This is a genomic window from Cupriavidus sp. YAF13 (assembly GCF_052113425.1).
Taxonomy (GTDB): Bacteria; Pseudomonadota; Gammaproteobacteria; order Burkholderiales; family Burkholderiaceae; genus Cupriavidus.
The window spans coordinates 1-22440 of sequence record NZ_JBFRDD010000085.1 but is presented as its reverse complement, the minus strand read 5'-3'; the positions used below and the strand labels follow the sequence as shown (position 1 = coordinate 22440).

Below are 22440 nucleotides of genomic sequence, written 5' to 3'. Positions count from 1 at the left end.
GGCCAACTTCTGCCCACACTCGCTCACCGAACTCAAAACGACCGCCCGCAATCGGCTGCGCAGCGCACAGCAACGCGCTAGCATCATTGCCGCGTGCTGGAAGCAGGCCGAGTTGTGGTGATGTCATCATTTATACAAGGATCAATAGGACCAGTTCGTGGATTGCCATCAGCGTCCCAAGGTCGAGTTCCTTGGGGTCAACCGCTCCGAAATGGTCGACCCACTTTCTGAAGAGGTCGGCTTGCTCTTGGGAATATGTTGCATCGTTATTTCCTATCGGATTGGACAAGATTTCCTCCTTTCATTAGCATTCGCCAAAAACAGAGATTGCATCATCTTGGCGACAGGGATGATGAATGTGTGATGTGTGAAGTCAGAATCAAGGCGATTACGAGTCGGAATGCACGTTGTCTTCGGCACCTATCGAGCAAGAAATTCGAGTGCCTTGGGCACAAAGTCGGCGTGGTATTGGAAGATGCCCCCATGGCCGGAATCGGGGTAGATGATTAGGCTGCTGTTCGGCAGGCGCTGCGCGAGGTCTTGCGAGTTCTTGCTTGGCACCATCCGGTCGCTGTCGCCATTGACAACGAAGACCGGGACCTTCACGACCGACAGATCCGCTGGCCCTTTCAACCCCCAGATGCGCAGTGCCTCCAACTGAGCCAGGAACGCGGTTACGCTGATCTCCTTGTCGCGGTCCTCCGAACGCTCCTTCAGACGCTCTAGGAATGCCTTGCCAGCCTCGATGCCGTTTGGCGTGCGGGTGAAGAACAGGTACTGCTTCGGATCCTGGCCGGTGAAGAAGCCTCGCGCCATATCGTAGAACGTCACGCCGGAAACCGTGCTGATGCCTTCACCGCCAGCGGGCCCGGTGCCCGCGAGAATCATTCTGCGAGCGATCTGCGGCTCCTTCAGCGCGATTTCCTGGGCGATCATCCCGCCCATCGAGAAACCGAAGAGGTCTACTTGCTTGAAGCCCATAGCTTTAATGAAGGCAATGGCGTCATCAGCCATCTCTTCAATCGAGCTCGACGGTGTGCCACTGGAAGCTCCCACCCCGCGATTATCGAAAGTGACAACGTGATGTGCGGCCGCAAAACCTTCAATAACCCGAGGATCCCAGTTGTCCAGTACAGCGGCCAGATGGGTGAGAAACACCACCGGCGTGCCGCCGTGCTGCCTGCCGAGTTCCCGGTATGCGAAGTCCACTCCGCCAGCCGTGATCGTCTGCGTTGGTACGGTCTTCCAATTGACCTCCTGTGCCTGTTCTAGCGGCGGCGGGCTCATCCGCGCTCCGTCTGCCGGGGTATCAGCGGCCCCCGCTTTCGATGAAATGAGTGTTGCTGCCAGAGCGAGTCCGAGCAGGCTTGTCTTCAGTAGATGACGCATTGCACTGATCTCCAAGATTTGGGCGTCCTTAACTGAGCGATTGGCGGCTACCGCCAATCCGCACCTCGAGCATAGAAGTCAGCGCCTTGTGCGAGAACGCGGTAGGGTGTCCAGAGCACATGCGCCGAGATTACCAAGCAGTGAAAGAAATGAAAAAGGGGGGGATGACAATCAAGCCCGCATCCGCTTGGTGCGATAGTTGCCCCAACTGCTGGTCACCAGGCTCTTGAGAAAGGCCACCAGACCGCTTTCGTTTGGACGGGGGTTACTGCCCTCGGCAATGCGCTTGAGTTGGCGGGTGTACCAGAGGACCTCCATGATTCCCATGCGATCCACGGGTTTGATACCTGTGGTGATCGGCCGCACGCGCTGCGTGCTATCGCGACCTTGCAGCAACGCAGCCGGCGCATCGGGATCGATCGCCAACAGCCGTGCAAGGCCGACGATGTCGAGTGCACCGGAGCGTAGTGCGGCGTTCATGCCGTCGGCAGTACGGAAACCGCCGGTGACCATCAGCGGTACCTGGACCTCCGCACGCACTTTCTCCGCGAACTCCAGGAAGTAAGCTTCGCGCGCTGCAGTCGAGGCTTTTTGCGGTTGTTGGAAGGCCCCGCTCATGGCCGGTGCCTCGTAGGTGCCGCCGGAAATCTCGATCAGGTCAATGCCCGCTTCGACGAGCGCCCGGATTGTGGCCATCGATTCCTCTTCGGTGAATCCGCCGCGCTGGAAGTCGGCCGAATTAAGCTTGATGCCCACCGGGAAATCCGCGCCGACCTGGCGACGAATCTCTGCATAGACTGCCATCACAAAGCGGCGCCGGTTCTCCGCAGTCCCCCCCCATTCGTCATTGCGATGGTTGTGATGGGGCGACAGAAACTGGCTGATCAGATAGCCATGGGCACCATGGATCTGTACGCCGCTGAAGCCGGCCTTCTTGCAGATGCCGGCGCTGCGTCCGAAGCGCTGGATGATCTCGTGGATCTCCGCAGTATCGGCTTCTCGCGGTGTCTCAAAGAACGCCGCCATGTCTTCACGAAATGGGATGGCCGATGGCGAGAGATTGCTGGCGTTCAGCCCCTTGGGCGATTGCTTTCCGGGGTGGTTCAGCTGCACCCACAGGGATGCTCCTTGATCTGTGGCTGCGCGGGCCCATTGCTGCAGGATGAGTAGGTCGGACTCGTCTTCGATCACGACGTTGCCGGGCTCGCCTAGCGCTCGGCGATCGATCATTACGTTGCCGGTCAGGAGCAGACCAATGCCTGAAGTAGCCCAGCGCCGGTAGAGCTCGACGAGCTTTGGCGTCGCATGGTTGTCGTAGGTGCCCAGCGTTTCGCTCATGGACGATTTGGCGAGGCGGTTGCGGAGCATGCCGCCATTGGGCAGGCGCAAGGGCTGATTCAGCAGGTTAGCGTTAGATGTGGACGGGTTGGACATGAGGAGTACTCGAAAGAGAGCGTGCAAGGGGGGATTTCGCCGGAATGTGGGACATCGCGCGCTCGGCCAGCGCGGTGATGGTCAGACTCGGGTTCACGCCAAGGTTGGCGCTGAGCATTGAGCCGTCGCAGACCAGCATGTTTTGATATCCAAAGACGCGGTTTTGAACGTCTATCACGCCGCGCTCGGGAGAGTCCGCCATCGCGCAGCCGCCCATGCAGTGCGCCGTGGTGGGGATGTTGAAAAGAATCTCGGTCAGCAGGGTCGTGGGGATGCCGCCCAACGCCTTTGCTCCCTTTTCCACAAAGGCATTYGCCTCAGGGATGAAGGTGGGGATCGGGTCGCCTTCGGTACACAGCTGCCTTGTAAACGGCCAATACCAGCGGCGCTTGAACTGCATGCTGATAAACGCATCCACCGTCTGCATCACCACGAACAAGACGGTCTGCCGCGCGAAGCCGAAAGGGTTGTGCACACGCACCGCGTTGACGGGATGCGTCAGCAGAGTCCACAGCCACGAAAGAATCCTTGTCCATCCCGCGCGGCCACCGGACAACAGCGTCATCATTAGGCCTGTCGCATCCGAGCCTTCCGGATAGCGTACCGCCCCGATGTGTGTACGCTCGTCGATATAGACTCCTGCGCCCCCGGCCACGCCTGGCGACATGCTTTTATCTTTGGCCGGAAAGCGCACGCCAACAAGAGACTCAGCATTGGTGCGCACGCGCTTGCCGAGGTCATTGCTAATGCGTGGCAAAGAGCCCCTCTGCCTCAGCCGGAACAACAAATCCATCGTGCCCAATGAAGACGCCGAAAATACAACGCCGCGACAGCGGAAGACGCGCCGCTGCTTCTCGAACCATGCGGTCGAGCGCTCGGTGAAGACCTCATAGCCGTCGCTGCCGTCTTCTTTGCCGTTGAGCGGACGCACGTCCACCACTTTGGTTTCGGCAATGACTTGTGCACCCCGTTTTTCTGCGAAGTAGAGGTAGTTCTTGTCGAGCGTGTTCTTGGCGTTATGCTTACAACCCACCATGCAGCCACCGCAACCGATGCAAGTCCCCCGTTCGGGGCCTTCACCACCGAAATACGGATCAGGATAGGTTTGGCCGCCTGGTTCGCCATTTGGTGCAAATAAGGTCGCGACGCGGCCGCTGTGAAATGTGTTGCCCACGCCCTGCAAGTCGGCCATCTTCTTGAGTCGCAGGTCAGCCTCGCCAAGAAGCTTGTTTTCGGTCACACCCAGCATCCGCTCCGCCATCGCGTAATACCGCGGCATGATGTGCTTCCAATCCTGCAGGCCGGCCCAGGAACCCTCATCCCATACGCTGTCGGGGGGAACCAGCAAGGCGTTGGCATAGGTGATGGACCCTCCGCCAACCGCATTGCCGCTCAACACCATGACGTGGCGGAACAGCCGCATGTTGTAAAAGCCGTACATCTTCATGCCCGGCAGCCACATCCAGCGCCGTGCGTCCCAGTTGGTCTTGGGAAAATCTTCAGCCCTCCAGCGCTTACCCATCTCAATGACGCCAACGGAATAGCCCTTTTCGGTCAGTCGGCAGGCCGACACGCTGCCGCCGAAACCAGAGCCAATCACGATGTAGTCGAAGTCGTAGGAGGCGTTCATTTCGAACACCTTAAGCCTGCAGTGGAGGTGCCCCCAACGCGCGCTGCTGCGTCCGAGATGCTCATGGTTCGTCTCCTTTCTATTGGTATGGTGTTTCGTAGTGGCGAAGCCGGGCGTCTGATTCAGAGACAGTTGGCTTGGCGGTGGACAGGCTTCTTCCTAGCTCGCCGGCCAATGGCAATCTCGTGCTCTTGCAGGCGTCTGATTCACGAGGAACTTCATTCGTCGCTGGTCCACGAAGGACCCACTGCCATAGGAGTTCCAGCGCCTTGGGGACGAAGTCGGCGCGATGTTGGAAGAAGCCCCCATGTCCTACGTCTCGGTGGATGGTGAGAGTCGTGCATGGACAATTCAATCCGCCGCACGGGCGAGATGCGCACGCACCGCCTCCAGCACCAACTCGGACAGCGGTTCTTCGTCGACTGCACGCGCCAGCACCACTGCCCCAATCATCGTGGCGGTGATCGCCAAGGCGCGCTTATGCGCACCGGGCTGACCCCAGTCGGCCGATTGGCGGGAAACGACGTCGATCATTTCTTTGATGCGCCGCGTAATTGCACGTCGCACCGCCGGCGCCTGACGTGGCATCTCCGATCCCAAGGCTGCGATCGGGCAGCCTAAATCCGGGTTCTTCACGTGCTCTTCAGACAGATAGGCGCGCAGCAGTGCCTGCTGGGATTGCTCGGCGGCCACTGCTGCCGTCATGCGCAAAAAGGTGGCGATGGCATCGGCACCTGCGCGGTCCGCTAACTCGGCCAGCATGGCCTCGCGCGAGGCGAAATGCACGTAGAACCCGCCGTGGGTAAGGCCTGCCTGCCTCATGATGTCGGCGATGCCGATGCCGTCATAGCCACAGCGGCGGATCGCGCGTGCACCAGCTTCGACGATGCGCTCGTGTGTGGCTTCCTTGGAACGGGTCGTGGATCGTTTCATATGAAGTTCATCAGCGATGAGTTTCTGGTCGCTAGCCCTCGGATCTCAATTGCGCGCCCGCAGGCGCCGCGTGCGAAAGGTGCCCCAGCCGCTGTTGAGCGGAGACTTCAAGAACGCTGACAGCCCATCCTCGTCGGGGCGCGGATCTCTACCTCTTGCAACGCGCTTGAGCCGATTGCGCACCACGCCGCCATTGGTCAACCGCAACGGCTGGTTGGGCAGGTCTGTTTCCATGGGGGCTTAGAACGCGGTGCGGTCATATGGGGAGACGATTTTCGGCGGCTGCAGAAATGCAGTCAGACCCTGGAACCACATCACCTCCTGGAAATCGCCGCTGATGATCAAGTCCTTGCTGCCCAGGCCCCTGAGGAACGCTGCCTGGCTGTCTTTGGCCGAAAGGATCGCGAAGCCTTTCACGGCATCCTTGAAGCTCAGGGTGAACTGGGGATTTGCCACCAGCCCTGCCGAGGACCGGATGGCGCCATCGCGGATGACGTAGTAGCGGCCGACACCGGAGACTGTGCGGATCTGAAACACCAGGTTCTTGCTCTCGACGTAACGCGTACAGTCGGGATTGTTTTTGATCTGTCGTTTCAGAAGCTGGGTGAACGCCCACAGCAGGAACTTGAACTTGAGCATGGCGAGGGCCTTTGGATGCTGAATCGTGAATTAGGGTCGAGGAGTGCCGTGGCTTTCATTCGCTCAAGAACCGCACTGCGTGATGCAGAAAGCGCTGCGGGCACTGGAACTGCGCAGCGTGACCGCAGTCCGGGTAGATGAACAACTGCGCATTCGGCAGGTTGCGGGCCATGTAGAACGAGTTGACGGTCGGGATCATCACGTCGTTCACGCCATTGAGGATGAAGGTGGGCTGCTGGATGCCGCGCAGGTAGGCGAATGGGTCGTCTTCTGACCGTCTGGGCAGGTACAGCATGTTGGCCTCGATCTGCGCTTTGGCGACCTCCGGTGAGGAAGGCGGGTCTTGGTCGACGCGCTGATGACGGCGCTGCCAGAATTCGCGCGCGGCCTGCTCCGCTTGTGCCGATCGACCGAAGAACAGGTACAGGAAGTCTTCGAAGACGGGAACCGGCCGTGGGGCCGTGGTCAGCACCTGCGGCTCCATGTCGGGATTGCCGCCCCGCGGTCCGGTGCCAAGCAGCATCATCTTGCGCACCAGCTCGGGATGGCGCCAAGTCAGATCCAGCGCCTGGAATCCGCCCAACGAAAAGCCCAGAACGTCGATTTTCCGCAAGCCCAGCGCGCGAACGAAGTCCGCTGCGTCGTCGGCCATGTCCTCAATGCAGGTGCGCGGCTGTCCGCTGGACGAAGCAACGCCGCGGGCATTGAAGAGGATGACTTCTCGGCCTTCGGCAAGACCGTCCGTCATCAATGGGTCCCAGTGGTCCATGCCGCCACGAAAGTGCTGAATGAGTAGCAAAGCCGGCTGCGAAGAGTTGGTGTTACCCCAGCGGCGATAGGCGAATCGAGTACCGTCGACATCCACGAAGCGCGTGGGCGTGGTGATATGGGTGTCAGTCATGTGGTTACCTGTTGAGTGCCTGATGCGGGGAATTGGTCTGGTTACGGGAACCTCGCAGACTCACTGCCCGAGAAATGACAGCGCTTTGCGCACGGAGTGTCCTCTTGGTACTGGAGAACTCCCCCATGGCCAGGATCGGGGTCGATGACCAACCGGTTGTTCGGCAGAAGCTTGGCGAGGTCATACGAATTGCTGGTCGGAACCATCCGATCGTCATCGCCATTGGCCACGACTTGCGTCGATGTCGCAGTGCTCGTGCCGCCGTCCACTGCAATGGCATCGTTGCCTGCGGCGAACGGCGAAACAAGCGCCGCGGACAAGGCAAGGAGGCAAAGAACGGTTCTCAGCACGTAAGGCATGGCGTGACTTTCGAGTAGGACAGAAGCCGCAACGATCAGGCTTGCGGCCGATAGCGCTCGGCCGCGTGTGCTTGTCGAATGTCAGACAGCAGTCCTTGACGCGCGCCATCCAGCGCATCCCAGCGTCCGGCCACGTGCAGTGGTGGGATCGTGACCAGTTCGCGGCGGTCGAAGCCGACCAGTGCCGCATCGACCAGTTCGCCAACTTCCATCACGTCGGTGAGCGTGTTGACGTCAATGCCGGCTCGCTCCCATATCTCCGTGCGCGTCGCTGCCGGCAGCACCGCCTGCACGTAGACGCCCTTGGGCGACAGCTCCAGGTTCAGGCCCTGCGACAGGAACAGCACAAAGGCCTTGGTGGCGCCGTAGATCGACATGCCGAACTCGGGGGCGAAACCCACCACCGAGCCAATGTTGACGATCGAGCCGGCACCAGACTGCACAAAGCGCGGAGCGACCGCAGCTGCGAGCCGCGTCAGCGCCGTCGTATTGAGCGTGATCAGGCGTTGGATACTCTCCGCAGTCTGCTGCGCGAAGCCGCCCGACTGAGCCATGCCAGCGTTGTTGATCAGGATGCCGATGCGAGCGTCGTCGCGCAGGCGAGTTTCGAGCGCAGCCAGGTCGGCGGGTTCGGTCAGATCGGCCTGCCGCACTTCGACGGCCACACCGCTGTCTTCATGCAGGCGCGATGCCAGGGCATCCAGGCGCGCCTTGTCGCGCGCAACAAGCACGAGGTCGTGGCCACGGCGGGCGAAGCGTTCAGCGTAGGTGGCACCGATGCCGCTCGAGGCGCCGGTGATGAGGACAGTCGAATTCGTGGTCATAGGTACTTTCCTTTGCAAAAGTCGTTCAGGCGAGGTCGCAACCCTGAACGAGTGCCGTCTCGGATAGGTGTCAGGGCGTCGTGACTTGCGGCTGAATCAGGATGGATAGTCCAGACAATCCAGGAACAGCGCGGTATGGGCGACGAACAGTTCGGGGTACTGAAACTGCGAACCGTGTCCAGAGTTTGGATACAAGATCAACTGAGCGTTGGGGATATGCTGCTGCAGGGTGAAGGAGTTGATACTCGGCACCATGATGTCGTCTTGGCCGTTGACCACCAGCGTGGGTTGGGAGATCTCCTTCAGGTAGGCGTATCGTTCGCCTCGGGGCTGGGCCCACTCGATGATGGCGGCCACTTGGCCCTTCAGGGCCTCGACAGAGGACTGCGGATCGGCATCCTGGCGCTCGGTGCGCCGTTTCCAGAACGCGCGGCCGGCGGCTTGACTGGTCTGCGACGGTGCGAAAAACAGATACAAGAAGTCCTCCTCGGTGGGCACCGGATTGCCCGCAATCTGCATTACGCGCCGATCGGGGTTTGATTCTCCGTTACGCGGCCCAGTGCCGACTAGCGCAAGCCGGCGCACAAGTTCGGGGTAGCGATGTGTGAGGCTCTGTGCGACGAAGCCGCCGATGGAAAATCCGAGCACATCCACCAACGGCACGCCAAGCGCCTTCACGAAGCTGGCGATACCGTTGGCCATGCCATCGATGGTGGTAGCCGGCTCGCCCCCAGAACTGGCCACGCCTGCATAGTTGACCAGGATGACCGGGCGTCCCCTGGCCAGGCCGTCGGTGACGAGCGGGTCCCAGTTGTCCATGCCGCCACGGAAGTGCTGCAGGAACACCAGCGGCGTTCCAGTCTCGGCGCCAAAGCGCCGATAGGCGAAGCTAACCCCGTTCGCCTCAATGAACTGCGTAGGCGCCGTGAGGTGGGTATGAGTCGTCATGTGATCCTCGTTCCAAGAAAAGGCCAGATCGGGGACCAACCGCACGGTCCCCCACGCGAGCGCCAGACGTCAGCCGGAGATGGTCGGGTAGTCGATGTAACCCGCAGCGCCGCCGCCATAGAGCGTGGCCGGGTTGAGCTGCGCCAGCGGTGCGCCGGCCTTCAGGCGTTCGACCAAATCGGGGTTGCTGATGAACGGACGGCCGAAGGCGAACAGGTCTGCCTTGCCCTCGTTGAGCCGGGCGGTGGCGAACTCCAGGCCGTAGCCGTTGTTGGCCAGGTAGGTCTGCTTGAAACGGCGGCGCAGCACGTCGTAGTCGAACGGGGTGACATCGCGCGGGCCGGCGGTCGCACCTTCGACTACGTGCAGGTAGACGATGCCCAGCGCGCTGAGCTGCTCGACGATGTAGTCGTACTGCGGCTGCGGATCGCTGCTGGAGATGCCGTTTGCCGGCGACACAGGGGAGATGCGCACGCCAGTGCGGTCCGCACCGATCTCTTCCGCCACGGCGCCGACAACTTCCAGCATCAGGCGCGCACGATTCTCGATCGAGCCGCCGTAGGCGTCGGTGCGCTGGTTGGCCCCATCCTTGATGAACTGCTCCAGCAGGTAGCCGTTGGCACCGTGGATCTCCACGCCGTCGAAGCCAGCGGTAATGGCGTTGGCCGCAGCTTGGCGAAAGTCGTTGACGATACCCGGTAACTCGCTGATTTCGAGGGCGCGTGGCTCGGACACGTCGGTAAACCCGTTGTTGACAAAGGTTTTAGTCGCCGCGCGGATGGCCGAAGGCGCGACTGGTGCAGTGCCGCCAGGTTGGACGTCAACGTGCGAAACGCGGCCCACATGCCAGAGCTGCACGAAGATGCGCGCACCCTTGGCGTGCACAGCGTCCGTGACCTTGCGCCAGCCGGCGATTTGCTCGGGCGTGTACAGGCCCGGGGTGTCCTGATAGCCCTGGGCCTGAGCCGACACTTGGGTGGCCTCGGTGATGATCAGGCCGGCTGAGGCGCGCTGGGCGTAATAGGTCGCGGCGAGTTCGCTGGGCACCAGTCCGGCGCCCGCACGGTTGCGGGTTAGCGGCGCCATGACGATGCGATTGGCGAGCGTCAGACCGCCCAGGACGTACGGTTCGAAAAGCGTTTTCTCGGTCATGTTGTTTCAGCTTCCGGTGGTGGGAGTTGTATTAATGATGACGAGCATAATCTAAAATGTCAATATTTTGATGACGATCGACATCAATGTATAGTAGAGTCTTCATGCGGGCATAAACCCATTGCGGACGGGAAATGAAGGTCACCAAGGCACAGGCGCAGGCCAACCGGGCCCATGTTGTCGAGACGGCGTCCACGCTGTTTCGGGAGCGCGGCTACGATGGCGTTGGCGTTGCCGATCTGATGGCCGCTGCTGGCTTCACCCATGGTGGCTTCTACAAACACTTCCGCTCCAAGGCCGACCTGATGGCGGAATCGGCAGCCTGCGGCATAGCACAGACCGCTGCGCTGACCGCGGGTGTGGACACGTTGGAGTTCGTGCAGCTTTATCTCTCGCGTGAGCACCGCGACAGCCGTGCGACCGGCTGCACGATGGCTGCGCTGGGCGGGGAGGCTGTGCGTCAACCGGAAGCGGTCCGGGCCACCTTTGCGGCCGGCATCGAGAGCCTGCTGGCTGCGCTGAGCCGCGATGGGTTTCCGTTGGACGGTGCAGACTCAGGGCAGGCGCGTGCCAAGTCCCTCGACATGCTGGCCCACGCGGTCGGCGCCATTGTCATGTCGCGCGCGTGCCCGGACGATTCGCCGCTGGCCGATGAAATTCTGGTGGTTTGCCGCGACGAGATTCTCGCGTCACTGAGCCGGTCCGCGACAGCGCGCGTACCTGAGTGCAATGACGGTAACGACACCTCCTCCAAGCCGGTGTGACGTGGGTACGGACGGCCGACTAAAAGGCGTCGCGAGAGCGGTGGATTTGGTGTCCTGTCTCGGCGCCATCGCGCTGCGCGCCGGTCTGGCGTTGATGGCTCTCGACTGGCCAGGGCGCTACCCGCTTCGATCGCTTTTCCGTGTTGCACATACCCAGTCGTCCAATCTGTGAGAAAGGAATGCCCATGTCATCATGCATCGCCAGGCGGCCACGCGCTGGCCAGGTAGCGTTAACCGTCGAAGCCATGGCAACGCTTTCTTTCAAACAAGCGGCCGGCGTCGCTCTGATCCTCGCCGCAGCGCTCGCGGCACCGCCGGTCCGGGCCGGCGATGCTTCGCCCGCTGGCCTGTGGAAGAACGTTGACGACGTCAGCGGCAAGCCGCGCGCGCTGATCCGCATCACTGAATCGAATGGAACGCTGCAGGGCAAAATAGAGAAAGTGTTTCCCGCCCCGAGCGAAGACCCGAATCCGAAGTGTGACAAATGCGAGGGTGCAAACAAGAATGCGTCGGTCATCGGCCTGGTCATCCTGAGTGGCCTGAAGAAGGAAGGCGAAGAGTATGTCGGCGGCCAGATTCTTGATCCCGACAACGGCAAGGTCTATCGCAGCAAGGTTCGCCTGGCCGACGATGGCAAGACGCTCAGCGTGCGCGGCTACATTGGCGTGCCAATGCTGGGCCGCTCGCAGACCTGGGGGCGTCAGGAATGAGAGCGACCATGAAAGCATTTCTTCTCGATCGGTACGGAAAAAAGCGCTCGTTGCGTTGCGCGGAGGTACCGAGCCCGATGCTGGGTGAGGATGAGGTCATGGTCGAGGTCCATGCGGCAGGCGTGAATTTGCTGGATTCCAAGATCAGGGACGGAGAGTTTAAGCTGATCCTCCCCTATCGCTTGCCTCTTGTCCTGGGCCACGACGTGGCCGGCGTCGTAGTCAAGGTCGGCTCTCGCGTCCGGCAGTTCAAGCCGGGCGATGAAGTCTATTCCCGGCCTGATGATTTCCGCATCGGCGCCTTCGCCGAGTACATCGCGGTCAAGGAAGCGTCTTTGGCGATCAAGCCCAAGGCACTGAGTATGGAGGAAGCCGCATCGATCCCTCTGGTGGGGCTGACGGCATGGCAAGCGTTAATCGAGAAGGCCAATCTGAAGAAAGGGCAGAAGGTATTCATTCAAGCGGGTTCTGGTGGCGTAGGCACATTTGCGATCCAGTTGGCCAAGCATGTTGGCGCCACTGTAGCCACCACCACGAGCAGCGCCAACACCGACCTGGTAAGAGGCCTCGGGGCAGACGTCGTCATCGATTACAAGAAAGACGATTTCGAGAATGTACTGCAGGGCTACGATGTGGTCCTCCACAGCCAAGACGCAACGGCGCTGGAGAAATCTCTGCGCGTCCTTAAGCCCGGCGGGGCACTCATCTCGATCTCTGGACCTCCCGATCCTGCTTTCGCAAGTGGAATCGGAGCACCGTGGTTCGTGAGATTGGCTGTTCGTCTTCTGAGTTACGGAGTCCGGAAGCGGGCGATACGTCGTGACCTGAAATACTCATTCCTTTTCATGAAGGCCAGCGGACGCCAGTTGAGCGAGATCACTTCACTGATTGAGGCCGGCGCCATACGGCCGGTAATGGATCGGGTCTTTTCCTTCGACGAGACCAACGAGGCCATGGCCTATGTCGAGAAGGGCCGAGCTAGGGGAAAGGTCGTCGTCCAGGTCAGATAGGCGCCATCACACGTTGGTTCTTTTTCGACCCTGCTCCACTGCATGGATGACCAGCCGGGGCGCAGAAGCCGCATGCCGCCAGCGCATGCCAAGAACTGATGCGATCCTACATTGTTCAGTGCCAACCAAGCGACCAGACATGCCCCACCTCCAGCTTGATGTGAATGGAAGCTATGCACTCGCGGACAAGCAGCGTCTTGCGAATGCGCGCTCGCAGACCTACACCTACGCCTGGATGATGAGCGTGGACATCCGGCGTATCAGCCTTGTCGCCAGGGATCCGGGAGAGGGCACCGTCTGGCGCACGATCGAAGGAGGCGATGCGTAGACCAGGCGGTTCGCCCCCTGGCAACAGCATCCTCAAATGTCGACGCCATACAAAGAGCTTCTGGCCATTTTTGGCGACCCGTGGTTCGAGTCGCTTGAACCGGCGTCGCAAGAGGTATTGCTAGCGCAAGGGCGCCCATTTCGTGTCAGAAGCGGCGAGTTCGTTGTGCGCAAGGGGGATCCGGCAAACGGATTCTTCGGCGTCGTGAGTGGCGCTCTCGCTGCCTCCTCGGTCCTTGAAGACGGGCGGCAGATGATTTTCGGCTTGCTCGAGCCGGGGGATTGGTGCGGCGAGGCATCGTCGCTCGACGGATTGCCCCGCACGCACGACATCCATGCCGTGCGCAACGCCGAAGTGCTGCACATCGCACCTCCACTGTTCGAGCAATTGATGCTGAATACCCGGTTCGCACGGGCGATTGCGGTCCTGCAGACGGCGCGCACCCGAGCCATGTTCAGTTTCTTCGAGGATGCGGCGCTTCGTAGCACGCGCGCTCGCGTCGTGCGGCGATTGCTCAGGCTGGCGCGCGGCGACGCCCCGGCCTTGCCCCGTTTCAGGCGGGTAATTCCCATCACACAAGAGACCCTCGCGATGATGCTGGGCCTCACCCGCCAGACCTTGTCCCTGGAGCTCAAGGCCCTGGCTGCGACGGGTGCACTGTCGCTGTCGTACGGCCGCATCGTCATCGAGTCGGAGCAAACGCTGAGCGCGCTCAGCGAGGCCTGATCACGGCTCTGCGAGCGATTGACCTAGGACTTACCCGTGGAATGTCAGCTGCATTGCATTCGCACGTGCACGGCCATTCGTACCATGTGCAATCCTTCACCGCACTGGTTGACTCCCATGACTGAACGCGCAACATTTCGTAGCTTCCAAGAAAGCACGGCCCAAGATTGGAAGGCAATCGCGGGTGAGTTTCAATCATTCTCCCAAGGGCTAGCCGACCGAGTCCTTCATCACCTGAGTCTGCTTCGGGGCGACTTTGGCGGCTTTCCTATCGACCGGCTTGACCACTCCTTGCAAACTGCAACCCTGGCCTTGCGCGACGGTCGCGATGAAGCGTACGTGTGCTGCGCCTTGCTGCATGACATCGGCGATACCCTGGGAACCTTCAACCACCCGGACATTGCCGCAGCTGTGCTGAAGCCGTTCGTGAGCGAAGCCGATCACTGGATGGTTCAGAACCACGGGATCTTCCAGGGACATTACTTCTTCCATCATCTGGGCATGGACCGCGACATGCGCGAGCAGTTCGCCGGGCATCCGCACTACGACCGCACGGCGGAGTTCTGCGAGCTGTACGACAGCCCCGCCTTCGATCCGAAGGCTGAGACGTTGCCGCTGTCGGAGTTCGCGCCGATGGTGCGTCGCTTGTTCAAGCATCCCGTCAACAGCATTTACAAGAAAACGGCCGCGATGGCCGAGACCTGACGGGGCCGTGCGGACCGGTCCCGCTCGGCCCTGATGACCGATACGGCCCTTAAGTATAAGAAAAATGTTGGAGACCCACGATGAACCGAACGGCAAAACCCGCCCTGGCAAGTCCTATGGACCATGCGTATGAACTACGCAGGGAGAAGATGTACCGGAAGATCACGTGGCGGCTGGTTCCGCTGCTTTTCCTGGCCTACGTCATCTCGTATATGGACCGGATCAACGTCGGCTATGCCAAGCTGCAGATGAGCTCGGACCTGCACCTGACCGATTCCATCTACGGGCTCGGCGCGGGCATCTTCTTCGTCGGGTATGCGTTGTTTGAGGTGCCCAGCAATATCTTCTTGATGAGGATCGGTGCGCGCCTGACGATCATGCGCATCATGGTGTGCTGGGGCCTGGTCTCCGCGGCGACGATGTTTGTCACTACGCCCTTGCAGTTTTACATTGCACGCTTCCTGCTGGGGGCGTTCGAGGCTGGCTTCTTCCCGGGCATTGTGCTCTACCTGACCTTCTGGTTCCCGGCAGCGCGCCGCGCGCGCATCATCGCCTCGCTTATGAGCGCGACGGTGGTAGGCGGCCTCTTTGCTGGCCCGCTGTCGGGCTGGATCCTGCAGAATCTCGACGGATGGCACGGTCTTCGCGGCTGGCAATGGATGTTCCTGCTGGAAGGCCTGCCCTCTGCTTTTCTGGGTTTCGTTGTCTACGTCTGCCTCTCCAACTCGCCTGAAGAGGCCAAGTGGCTGTCGGAGGACGAGAAGCGAATGATCTGCGTCGAACTGCCCAAGGACGCTGCCCCTCACGCCTCGACGCCGGCGCTGGAGGCCGCGGGTGCCGCACTGCGCGACCCCAAGGTCTACCTGCTGTCTTTCCTGTACTTCGCGGCCGTTTGCGGCGGCACCACCCTGAGTTTCTGGATGCCTACGATGATCCAGAGCTTGGGTGCAAAGAGCATGCAGATCATTGGACTGATCTCCGCCGTGCCTTACGCATTCGCGGCCCTGGCCATGATCCTGTACGGCCGCCATTCGGACAAGCGAGCCGAGCGTCGCTGGCACTACGCCGTGGCGGTTGCCATCGGCGGGGTGGGGCTGGCGCTCACAAGCTGGACCGGTGCCTACATGTGGCTGTCGGTAGCGTTGATCGCGATCGCGATTGCCGGCTCGGTGTCGGCGTTACCTGTCTTCTGGGCGGTGGCGACCGCCCAACTGTCCCGGCAATCGACTGCCGCAGGCATCGCGATCATCACCAGCTTAGGCAACCTGGCCGGGCTTGCGTGCCCGTACGTGCTAGGGGTGATCAAGCAATCCACCGGCAGCCTGACCGGCGGCCTGTTCCTGATCGCCGGCGTCATGCTCGCCGGCGCCTTCGTGATGATCAGCAGCGGGTCGATCCGCCCCCACGCTGATCATCAAGCGCTTCCGGTCGGGAAGATGCCGAATGCCTCCGCGCGCTGAGCAATGAACCAAGCGCCATCCATGATGACCTTGCCGCTCGAGCCCGGCGTGCGCGCGCGCTATTCCGACAACGGCAATGGCCTTCGCATGCATTGGCTGGAGGCGGGCGACCCGCGTCCCGAGACGCCGATGATCGTGCTGCTGCATGGCTTCCCCGAGCTGGCGTTCAGCTGGCGGCACCAGCTGAACGCGCTGGCGCAAGCGGGATTTTACGTGGTCGCGCCCGACCAGCGCGGCTATGGCCGCACGACGGGCTGGATCGCCGAAGCCGACACGGACCTGTGCACATTTCGAATGGACAACCTGGTGCGAGACGTACTGGGTCTTGTCCAGGCTATTGGAAGGATGTCGGTCCACGCCGTGGTGGGCCATGACTTCGGCGCGCACGTGGCGGCCTGGTGCGCGCTGATCCGCCCCGACGTCTTCCGTTCGCTGGCGATGTTGGCCACGCCTTTCACCGGGCCGCCGCCGTTCCGGCTCGGCGCACCTGATGCCCCGGACCTTCGTTCCAGGCAACTGGCGGAAGCCCTCGCGGGCCTGTCGGCCCTCGAGCGTCCGCGCAAGCACTACCAACTCTACTACTCCGGCCCGGACGCCAATGCCGAGATGCACGCTGCCCGCCAGGGCTTGCATGAATTCCTGCGGGGCTACTACTACCTGAAAAGTGCGCAGGGCGCCGACGAGCGGCCCGAGCCCTTGCCCGACCTGACCGCGCAATCCTTGGCCCGGCTGCCGACCTACTACGTGATGGACGCCGACCTGGGCATGTCGGAAACCGTCGCCCGCAGCCTTGCACAACGCGAGATGCGGCCGAGCCCGTGGCTGTCGGAAGATGCGCTTTGCGTGTATAGCCAGGAATTTGGCCGCACGGGTTTCCAGGGCGGCTTGCTGTGGTACCGGGCCGCCACCAGCCGCGAGCTTCAGCGGGGGCTGCAGCTCTATGCCGGATTGACCATCGACGTGCCCAGCTGCTTCATCGCCGGTGAGCAGGACTGGGGCGTCCACATGCTGCCGGGCGCGCTCGCCGCGATGCGCCGCGATGCCTGCCCCCGCTTGGTCTCGTCCCGGTTCATCGCCGATGCCGGCCATTGGGTGCAACAAGAAAAACCCGAGGCGGTGAATGCCGCGCTCCTCGATTTTTTTAATAGGGGCAGTTGATATGCAATCTGCAACCGTGGAACCGAATACCACATCTGGCGCCTTTGGTCCGAACTCGTTGCTGATCAAGCAACTGCTGGAAACGGGGCTGACCTGTAACCCTTCACAGGAGGTTGTGTACGGCGACGCCGTGCGTTTCGACTACGCCGAACTGAGCCAACGCATCGGGCGCTTGGCGGCCGGCCTGGCGTCGCTGGGTGCGCGGCCCGGCAACACCATCGCCGTCATGGACTGGGACACGCATCGCTACCTGGAGTGCYTCTTCGCGGTCCCGATGGCGGGCATGGTCCTGCATACGGTCAACGTGCGGCTGTCAGCCGAGCAATTGCTCTACACCATCAACCATGCACAGGACGACTTCATCCTCGTCAATGCGGAGTTTCTGCCGATGCTCGAGGAGATCTGGGATCGTGTGGATCCGGGAAAGCAGTTGGTCCTGATGACAGACGATGGGCATCCGGGTGCGATTCGCCTTCCCATCGCCGCCGAATACGAGGCACTGCTCGCTCGCTCGAACGCGGTGACAAATTGGCCCGATCTGGACGAGTCGACGCGTGCTACGACCTTCTACACAACCGGCACCACCGGCTTGCCCAAGGCGGTCTGCTTCAGCCATCGGCAACTCGTGCTGCATACCCTGGCTAGCCGCTGCGCGTTGGCTGGGCCGGGCACCGGTCGCTTCAACCATGACGACGTCTACATGCCGGTGACGCCCATGTTCCACGTTCACGCCTGGGGCATGCCCTACGTCGCCACGATGATGGGCGTCAAGCAGGTGTACCCCGGGCGATACGTTCCGGACCGTCTGCTCACCTTGTTCGAGCGCGAGAAGGTCACCTTCTCCCACTGCGTGCCGACGATCCTGCAGATGATGCTGGACGCGGCAGCGGCGAGAGGCCAGCGCCTCGACGGCTGGACGGTCGTCATCGGCGGAGCGGCGCTCGCGCAATCCCTGGCCAAAGCCGCGATGGCACGCGGAGTCGATGTCTTTGCCGGCTACGGCATGTCGGAGACCGGGCCCATCCTGACGTTGGCACAACCCCGGTCGGCACGGTCCGAGGCACCCACTGACCAGGAGATCGAAGCCCGCTGCCATGCAGGCTGGGCCATCCCATTCGTCCAGTTGCGCGTCGTCGACGAAGCGATGAACGATCTGCCGCGGGACGGCCGCTCGCCTGGCGAACTCGTGGCGCGATCGCCTTGGCTCACGCAGTCCTACCTCGGTGATGCACAAGCGAGCCAGGCGCTGTGGGGCGGTGGCTGGTTGCATACCGGGGACATCGCCGTGATGAATGCAGATGGCTGCGTTCGGATCGTGGACCGACTGAAGGACGTGATCAAGACTGGCGGCGAATGGGTCTCGTCGCTGCAGCTTGAGGACATTCTCCTCAAGCATCCACAGATCCAGGAAGCCGCCGTCATCGGTGTTCCCGACCCCCGCTGGAGCGAGCGCCCAGCCGCAGTGATCGTGCCAAAGCCTGGGGCGACCCTTGATGCTGATGCCGTGCGTGGATACGTCAAGGAGTTCGCGGACGCGGGCGTGATCTCGAAGTTCGCAATCCCGCAGGAGGTGATGTTCGCCGACAGCCTGCCCAAGACCAGCGTGGGCAAGCTGGACAAGAAGCTGATGCGGTCGCGCCACGCGCAGCAGTCGCAAGCGCTGACCTCGGGCACCGTGTAGGTCAGACATCAGCACAGCCCCCCTTCATTCAAAGGAGTCAATCGTGTATATCCCATCTCTCAAAGAAGTCGTCAGCGCCGAAGAGTGGCAGCTGCGTTGCGACCTGGCTGCCTGCTACCGCCTGGTGGCGCTGCACGGCTGGACCGACCTGGTGTTCACGCATATCAGTGCCCGCCTGCCGGGTGACGGCCATGACTTTCTGATCAACCCCTACGGCCTGCTGTTCGACGAGATCACGGCGTCATCGCTCCTACGCGTCGACGCATCGGGCAACCAGCTCACCGAGTCGCCGTTCACGGTAAACCGCGCCGGCTTCGTCATCCACAGCGCCATCCATGCCGCACGGCCGGACGTGCAGTGTGTGTTGCACACGCATACGCGTGCCGGTGTCGGCGTCAGCGCGCAGCAGGCAGGGCTGCTGCCCATTTCGCAGCAATCAATGGTGATCCAGGGATCGCTGGCGTACCACGACTATGAAGGCATTGCACTGCGTGACGCGGAGAAGCCGCGACTGCAATCGGACTTGGGCAAGGCCAACTACCTGATGCTGCGCAATCACGGCCTACTCACGGTAGGTGAGTCGATCGCCGACGCCTTCCTGGCGATGTACATCTTCGAAAGCGCCTGCCAAATTCAGATCGCGGCACAGGCAGGCGGGCCATTGACCATGGTCGATGAGTCCATTCAGGCGACCGCGCAGGCCGATGCGCGCGCGCAGACCGGCGGCATTGGCGGGCGTTTCGTGTGGCCGGCCCTGTTGCGCAAGCTCGAGCGCGCCAACCCCGGGTACGACGCGTGATTGATTCGATGGTTGCGCGAGCGGCCCTGTGCCTTCTCCTGCAAGCGTGGGGCATGAAACAAACAAGATGATGGAACACATGAACCCTCAATTGGCTGGCGGCACCAAAGTGCTTGCCTTCGATGTATTCGGAACAGTCGTCGATTGGTACAAGAGCGTCATGCAAGAGCTCGGCGCGATGAACCTCCACGTGGACCGCAACAAGTTCACGCTGGCCTGGAGAGCAGGCTACATGCCGGCTATTCAGAAGGTCATGTCCGGCGAACTTGGCTGGACTTCGATTGACGACCTGCACAGGATGGTCCTGGATGAACTCCTGGAAACGTTTCAGGTGCTGCACTTGACTGAGGCGGAGAAGCGCAACCTGAACAAGGCCTGGCATCGATTGGAGGCGTGGCCGGACACCCTGGAAGGCCTTACCCGATTGAAGTCGCGATACACGATCTGCACCATGTCGAACGGCAATATCGGATTGCTGGCCAATATGTCCAAGAACGCATCTCTACCATGGGACTGCATTCTTTCGGCAGAGGTCTTTCGCAGGTACAAGCCCGACCCGGCGACTTACTTGGGAGTCGCTCAGGTGTTCGATATCGATCCAGGCGAAGTCATGATGGTGGCGGCTCATCAGGATGACTTGGCGCATGCGCGCGCATGCGGGCTGCAAACCGCTTACATTGAGAGGCCGCTGGAATACGGTCCTTTCCAGCGGAAAGACGTCTCTCCCAATGCAGACAACACGCTTCACGCCAGGAATCTGGTGGAACTTGCCGTTGCGCTGGACTGTTGATCGATGGCCCGGGAACAATTCGGCCAGCTCCGCGACGACCCGCTTTCGGGCATAGATCGCCAAGACGGGTGTGGATTTACGCCTCCCCCAATCCTCCATCGTGGGGACGATGCAGGGATCACGCAAATCGTTGTAGATGGCGGATTTGAAGCAGCGCATTGCTTTCCTCGCGCACTCGCGTTGGCTGGTACGTCCGGTCGTTCAAGCCCTTGTTCTGGCAAGGTACGTTAGCGGAATAAGTGGGTACGGCCGAGAAGGAGCATTGCACTTGTCTGCTCGGTTATGCAGGCGGTACGCGCTGCTTGGCTAGTCATCGACATATTGCACGCTAGTTCAATGATTCCAATCAGAGAAAGAATCTGGTTCCATCAGTAGTAACAAGAAGAGAAAAGGAGAGAGACACCAATGACCCTCAGAAAAATCGCCCTTGCAGCACTGCTGGCTTGTCCGCCGGCTGCATTCGCGCAGTTGTCCGTCACGCTCTATGGCGTCGCGGACGTCAACGTCGAGTACGCCAATCACGTTGCTGCATTGCCCACGGCAAGCAACGGCTTCAATTCCGGTTCGGGGAACAACGTTGTCCGCATGGATTCCGGTGGTCTGTCAGGATCGCGCTGGGGCCTACGCGGTACGGAGGACCTTGGTCAGGGACTTCGCGCGCTTTTTGTGCTGGAGAGCGGCTTCGGTCTCGATACCGGCACCCTGCAACAAGGCGGCCGACTGTTCGGGCGGCAGGCATTTGTTGGCGTGCAAGATGCGCGCTTCGGTCAGATCACCCTTGGCCGCCAGTACACCTCGGTGTTTGACGCACTCGCCAACTTCGTGCCAGGAGCCTACTCGACCCAGTATGAGCCCACTGTGTTGCAGCAGGGCGCCAACTATCGCGAGGACAACACCGTCAAGTACACGGGCAAGGTCGGTCCTATAACAGCCCTCGCTCACTGGTCGTTCGGTGCCGGGGTGGCACTGCCGGCCGCAGTGGGTGCGGCGGTGCCAATCGGCGGCAACGGCGAAGTCCCGGGCCAGTTCCGGCGTGACACCGCGTATGGCGCCGCGCTGGTCTATGGAGCGGGCCCGGTCGGCTTGACTGCTGGCTACGATCAGTGGAATCCGACCATCGGCACCGGCAGCGGTACCGCCAAGAAGGCTGTGGTCGCCGCAAGCTACACCTATGGGCCGGCGAAGGTGATGGGCGGCTATCGCTGGGGTCAGACCAAGAATGAGACCGACGTCCTGATCCAGCGTGATGACTACTACTGGATCGGCGGCACCTATCGAGTGACGCCGGCGGTTGGCCTGACGATCGAGTACAGTTACGATGACGTCAAGAGCCTGTTGGGCAACACGAACGTGGCCAACCCGTGGCAGATCGCCTTCATTTCGACCTATTCGTTCTCCAAGCGTACCGATGTTTATCTGAGCACGGCATACGCGAAGCACGCCGGTCTGATGATGGAATCACTGGCAACGACTTTCGCCACCAGCCTCTCCGTGGGCAACAGCTATGCGCTGGGCAATGGCCAGACGTCAATGGTGGGCGTCGCCCTGGGCATTCGCCATCAGTTCTGAGCGCGCTGGGATACCGTCAAGGAGTAGGTGGTGAAAGTCCACTACGATGAGGGTATAGCGAACCACATCGGCCCCGATCCGGGCGTAAGCCACCCACCGTGAGTGTCGTAGGCGAACGTGAGGGTCTGCCCGGACTGGGGGTTGCCCACCCGCTGCTGGCTGAACCAACGCATGCCGATCAGGTCGGCTCACGGGCATTGAGCACGCTGGCAGGGAGATACTGGCGCGGCGCTGTCGGCCACAGGGTGCGCCGGTAGAGCAATAGGGACCAGAGATGGCTGCGTGGATCAAAGCCCTACTCGGGCTCAGAGCCTCACACCGATCGCACTACCCCCAGGGGGGTCCTGTTGGCAGGACGAAACTCTGATCCCTCGTCGTTGACCTCAGGATTACCCACAAATCTGGGGGGCGAAGGTGGAAAAGCGGTTGTAAACCGCTGTAAACCTGTGTTAATTTGCTTGCCGTCATTCACCGCGATGTACGCCATTGCCTTCCACCTCCGACTCCGACGACTGGGCGATCGACGAATTT

The 22440-nt window shown here is 61.3% G+C and carries 23 protein-coding genes and 1 pseudogene; 13 read left to right on the top strand and 11 right to left on the bottom strand.

Annotation, left to right across the window (positions count from 1 at the left end; genetic code table 11):
* Window positions 1–121, top strand: a pseudogene (locus AB4061_RS38115) (IS630-like element ISCARN39 family transposase); the annotation flags it as partial.
* A gap of 299 nt (window positions 122–420) precedes the next feature.
* Here AB4061_RS38115 and AB4061_RS38110 read toward each other — a convergent pair.
* The 11 genes from AB4061_RS38110 to AB4061_RS38060 form a co-directional block, all read right to left on the bottom strand.
* Entirely contained in the window at window positions 421–1389 is a 969-nt protein-coding gene (locus tag AB4061_RS38110; protein ID WP_441641269.1) for an alpha/beta fold hydrolase, read from the bottom strand.
* Between the two features lie 171 nt (window positions 1390–1560).
* Window positions 1561–2823, bottom strand: coding sequence for an NADH:flavin oxidoreductase/NADH oxidase family protein (locus AB4061_RS38105; RefSeq protein WP_441641268.1), 1263 nt, complete (start codon window positions 2821–2823; stop codon window positions 1561–1563).
* Complete coding sequence (locus AB4061_RS38100) at window positions 2801–4453, bottom strand: GMC oxidoreductase (protein ID WP_441641267.1); 1653 nt, start codon at window positions 4451–4453, stop codon at window positions 2801–2803. The genes AB4061_RS38105 and AB4061_RS38100 overlap by 23 nt, the downstream gene beginning before the upstream one ends.
* Before the next feature lie 351 nt (window positions 4454–4804).
* Window positions 4805–5386 (bottom strand): TetR/AcrR family transcriptional regulator, encoded by a 582-nt coding sequence (locus tag AB4061_RS38095; protein WP_441641266.1) that lies wholly within the window; start codon window positions 5384–5386, stop codon window positions 4805–4807.
* A 45-nt stretch (window positions 5387–5431) separates the two neighbouring features.
* Window positions 5432–5620: a hypothetical protein gene (locus tag AB4061_RS38090; RefSeq protein ID WP_441641265.1), complete on the bottom strand. Its 189-nt coding sequence runs from the start codon at window positions 5618–5620 to the stop codon at window positions 5432–5434.
* 6 nt (window positions 5621–5626) lie between these two features.
* A complete protein-coding gene (locus AB4061_RS38085) occupies window positions 5627–6025 on the bottom strand; it encodes a helicase (protein WP_441641264.1) in 399 nt (132 codons plus the stop codon).
* Window positions 6026–6080: 55 nt separating this feature from the next.
* Complete coding sequence (locus tag AB4061_RS38080) at window positions 6081–6926, bottom strand: alpha/beta fold hydrolase (RefSeq protein ID WP_441641263.1); 846 nt, start codon at window positions 6924–6926, stop codon at window positions 6081–6083.
* A gap of 41 nt (window positions 6927–6967) precedes the next feature.
* On the bottom strand, window positions 6968–7285 hold the full coding sequence (locus tag AB4061_RS38075; protein WP_441641262.1) for a hypothetical protein: 318 nt from the start codon (window positions 7283–7285) through the stop codon (window positions 6968–6970).
* A 35-nt stretch (window positions 7286–7320) separates the two neighbouring features.
* On the bottom strand, window positions 7321–8109 hold the full coding sequence (locus AB4061_RS38070) for an SDR family NAD(P)-dependent oxidoreductase (protein WP_441641261.1): 789 nt from the start codon (window positions 8107–8109) through the stop codon (window positions 7321–7323).
* Between the two features lie 96 nt (window positions 8110–8205).
* Window positions 8206–9057 (bottom strand): alpha/beta fold hydrolase, encoded by an 852-nt coding sequence (locus tag AB4061_RS38065; RefSeq protein ID WP_441641260.1) that lies wholly within the window; start codon window positions 9055–9057, stop codon window positions 8206–8208.
* Window positions 9058–9126: 69 nt separating this feature from the next.
* Window positions 9127–10209, bottom strand: a complete 1083-nt coding sequence (locus AB4061_RS38060) for an alkene reductase (protein ID WP_441641259.1) — start codon at window positions 10207–10209, stop codon at window positions 9127–9129.
* 134 nt (window positions 10210–10343) lie between these two features.
* Here AB4061_RS38060 and AB4061_RS38055 point away from each other — a divergent pair, with 134 nt between their 5' ends.
* The 12 genes from AB4061_RS38055 (at window position 10344) to AB4061_RS38000 (ending at window position 21909) form a co-directional block, all read left to right on the top strand.
* Window positions 10344–10973, top strand: coding sequence for a TetR/AcrR family transcriptional regulator (locus tag AB4061_RS38055; protein WP_441641258.1), 630 nt, complete (start codon window positions 10344–10346; stop codon window positions 10971–10973).
* Window positions 10974–11218: 245 nt separating this feature from the next.
* On the top strand, window positions 11219–11683 hold the full coding sequence (locus AB4061_RS38050; protein WP_441641271.1) for a DUF2147 domain-containing protein: 465 nt from the start codon (window positions 11219–11221) through the stop codon (window positions 11681–11683).
* Between the two features lie 8 nt (window positions 11684–11691).
* The gene (locus AB4061_RS38045; RefSeq protein WP_441641257.1) at window positions 11692–12693 is read left to right on the top strand and encodes an NADP-dependent oxidoreductase; all 1002 of its coding nucleotides are present in this window, start codon (window positions 11692–11694) and stop codon (window positions 12691–12693) included.
* A 139-nt stretch (window positions 12694–12832) separates the two neighbouring features.
* The gene (locus AB4061_RS38040) at window positions 12833–13021 is read left to right on the top strand and encodes a hypothetical protein (protein WP_441641256.1); all 189 of its coding nucleotides are present in this window, start codon (window positions 12833–12835) and stop codon (window positions 13019–13021) included.
* Window positions 13022–13057: 36 nt separating this feature from the next.
* On the top strand, window positions 13058–13747 hold the full coding sequence (locus tag AB4061_RS38035) for a Crp/Fnr family transcriptional regulator (protein ID WP_441641255.1): 690 nt from the start codon (window positions 13058–13060) through the stop codon (window positions 13745–13747).
* Window positions 13748–13864: 117 nt separating this feature from the next.
* Complete coding sequence (locus AB4061_RS38030) at window positions 13865–14452, top strand: HD domain-containing protein (protein ID WP_441641254.1); 588 nt, start codon at window positions 13865–13867, stop codon at window positions 14450–14452.
* A gap of 80 nt (window positions 14453–14532) precedes the next feature.
* The gene (locus AB4061_RS38025) at window positions 14533–15912 is read left to right on the top strand and encodes an MFS transporter (RefSeq protein WP_441641253.1); all 1380 of its coding nucleotides are present in this window, start codon (window positions 14533–14535) and stop codon (window positions 15910–15912) included.
* Between the two features lie 21 nt (window positions 15913–15933).
* Window positions 15934–17070, top strand: coding sequence for an alpha/beta hydrolase (locus AB4061_RS38020; RefSeq protein WP_441641252.1), 1137 nt, complete (start codon window positions 15934–15936; stop codon window positions 17068–17070).
* Between the two features lies 1 nt (window position 17071).
* Window positions 17072–18751, top strand: coding sequence for a long-chain-fatty-acid--CoA ligase (locus AB4061_RS38015; protein ID WP_441641251.1), 1680 nt, complete (start codon window positions 17072–17074; stop codon window positions 18749–18751).
* A gap of 40 nt (window positions 18752–18791) precedes the next feature.
* Window positions 18792–19550, top strand: a complete 759-nt coding sequence (locus tag AB4061_RS38010) for a class II aldolase/adducin family protein (protein WP_441641270.1) — start codon at window positions 18792–18794, stop codon at window positions 19548–19550.
* A gap of 67 nt (window positions 19551–19617) precedes the next feature.
* Window positions 19618–20340: a haloacid dehalogenase type II gene (locus tag AB4061_RS38005; RefSeq protein WP_441641250.1), complete on the top strand. Its 723-nt coding sequence runs from the start codon at window positions 19618–19620 to the stop codon at window positions 20338–20340.
* A 405-nt stretch (window positions 20341–20745) separates the two neighbouring features.
* Entirely contained in the window at window positions 20746–21909 is a 1164-nt protein-coding gene (locus tag AB4061_RS38000; protein ID WP_441641249.1) for a porin, read from the top strand.
* The last annotated feature ends 531 nt before the right edge of the window (window positions 21910–22440 follow it).

Coding starts and splice junctions, on each gene's coding strand:
- AB4061_RS38110 (WP_441641269.1), bottom strand. CDS start 1,389: ATGCGTCATCTACTGAAGACAAGCCTGCTCGGACTCGCTCTGGCAGCA.
- AB4061_RS38105 (WP_441641268.1), bottom strand. CDS start 2,823: ATGTCCAACCCGTCCACATCTAACGCTAACCTGCTGAATCAGCCCTTG.
- AB4061_RS38095 (WP_441641266.1), bottom strand. CDS start 5,386: ATGAAACGATCCACGACCCGTTCCAAGGAAGCCACACACGAGCGCATC.
- AB4061_RS38090 (WP_441641265.1), bottom strand. CDS start 5,620: ATGGAAACAGACCTGCCCAACCAGCCGTTGCGGTTGACCAATGGCGGC.
- AB4061_RS38085 (WP_441641264.1), bottom strand. CDS start 6,025: ATGCTCAAGTTCAAGTTCCTGCTGTGGGCGTTCACCCAGCTTCTGAAA.
- AB4061_RS38080 (WP_441641263.1), bottom strand. CDS start 6,926: ATGACTGACACCCATATCACCACGCCCACGCGCTTCGTGGATGTCGAC.
- AB4061_RS38075 (WP_441641262.1), bottom strand. CDS start 7,285: ATGCCTTACGTGCTGAGAACCGTTCTTTGCCTCCTTGCCTTGTCCGCG.
- AB4061_RS38070 (WP_441641261.1), bottom strand. CDS start 8,109: ATGACCACGAATTCGACTGTCCTCATCACCGGCGCCTCGAGCGGCATC.
- AB4061_RS38065 (WP_441641260.1), bottom strand. CDS start 9,057: ATGACGACTCATACCCACCTCACGGCGCCTACGCAGTTCATTGAGGCG.
- AB4061_RS38060 (WP_441641259.1), bottom strand. CDS start 10,209: ATGACCGAGAAAACGCTTTTCGAACCGTACGTCCTGGGCGGTCTGACG.
- AB4061_RS38055 (WP_441641258.1), top strand. CDS start 10,344: ATGAAGGTCACCAAGGCACAGGCGCAGGCCAACCGGGCCCATGTTGTC.
- AB4061_RS38050 (WP_441641271.1), top strand. CDS start 11,219: ATGGCAACGCTTTCTTTCAAACAAGCGGCCGGCGTCGCTCTGATCCTC.
- AB4061_RS38045 (WP_441641257.1), top strand. CDS start 11,692: ATGAAAGCATTTCTTCTCGATCGGTACGGAAAAAAGCGCTCGTTGCGT.
- AB4061_RS38040 (WP_441641256.1), top strand. CDS start 12,833: ATGCCCCACCTCCAGCTTGATGTGAATGGAAGCTATGCACTCGCGGAC.
- AB4061_RS38035 (WP_441641255.1), top strand. CDS start 13,058: ATGTCGACGCCATACAAAGAGCTTCTGGCCATTTTTGGCGACCCGTGG.
- AB4061_RS38030 (WP_441641254.1), top strand. CDS start 13,865: ATGACTGAACGCGCAACATTTCGTAGCTTCCAAGAAAGCACGGCCCAA.
- AB4061_RS38025 (WP_441641253.1), top strand. CDS start 14,533: ATGAACCGAACGGCAAAACCCGCCCTGGCAAGTCCTATGGACCATGCG.
- AB4061_RS38020 (WP_441641252.1), top strand. CDS start 15,934: ATGATGACCTTGCCGCTCGAGCCCGGCGTGCGCGCGCGCTATTCCGAC.
- AB4061_RS38005 (WP_441641250.1), top strand. CDS start 19,618: ATGATGGAACACATGAACCCTCAATTGGCTGGCGGCACCAAAGTGCTT.
- AB4061_RS38000 (WP_441641249.1), top strand. CDS start 20,746: ATGACCCTCAGAAAAATCGCCCTTGCAGCACTGCTGGCTTGTCCGCCG.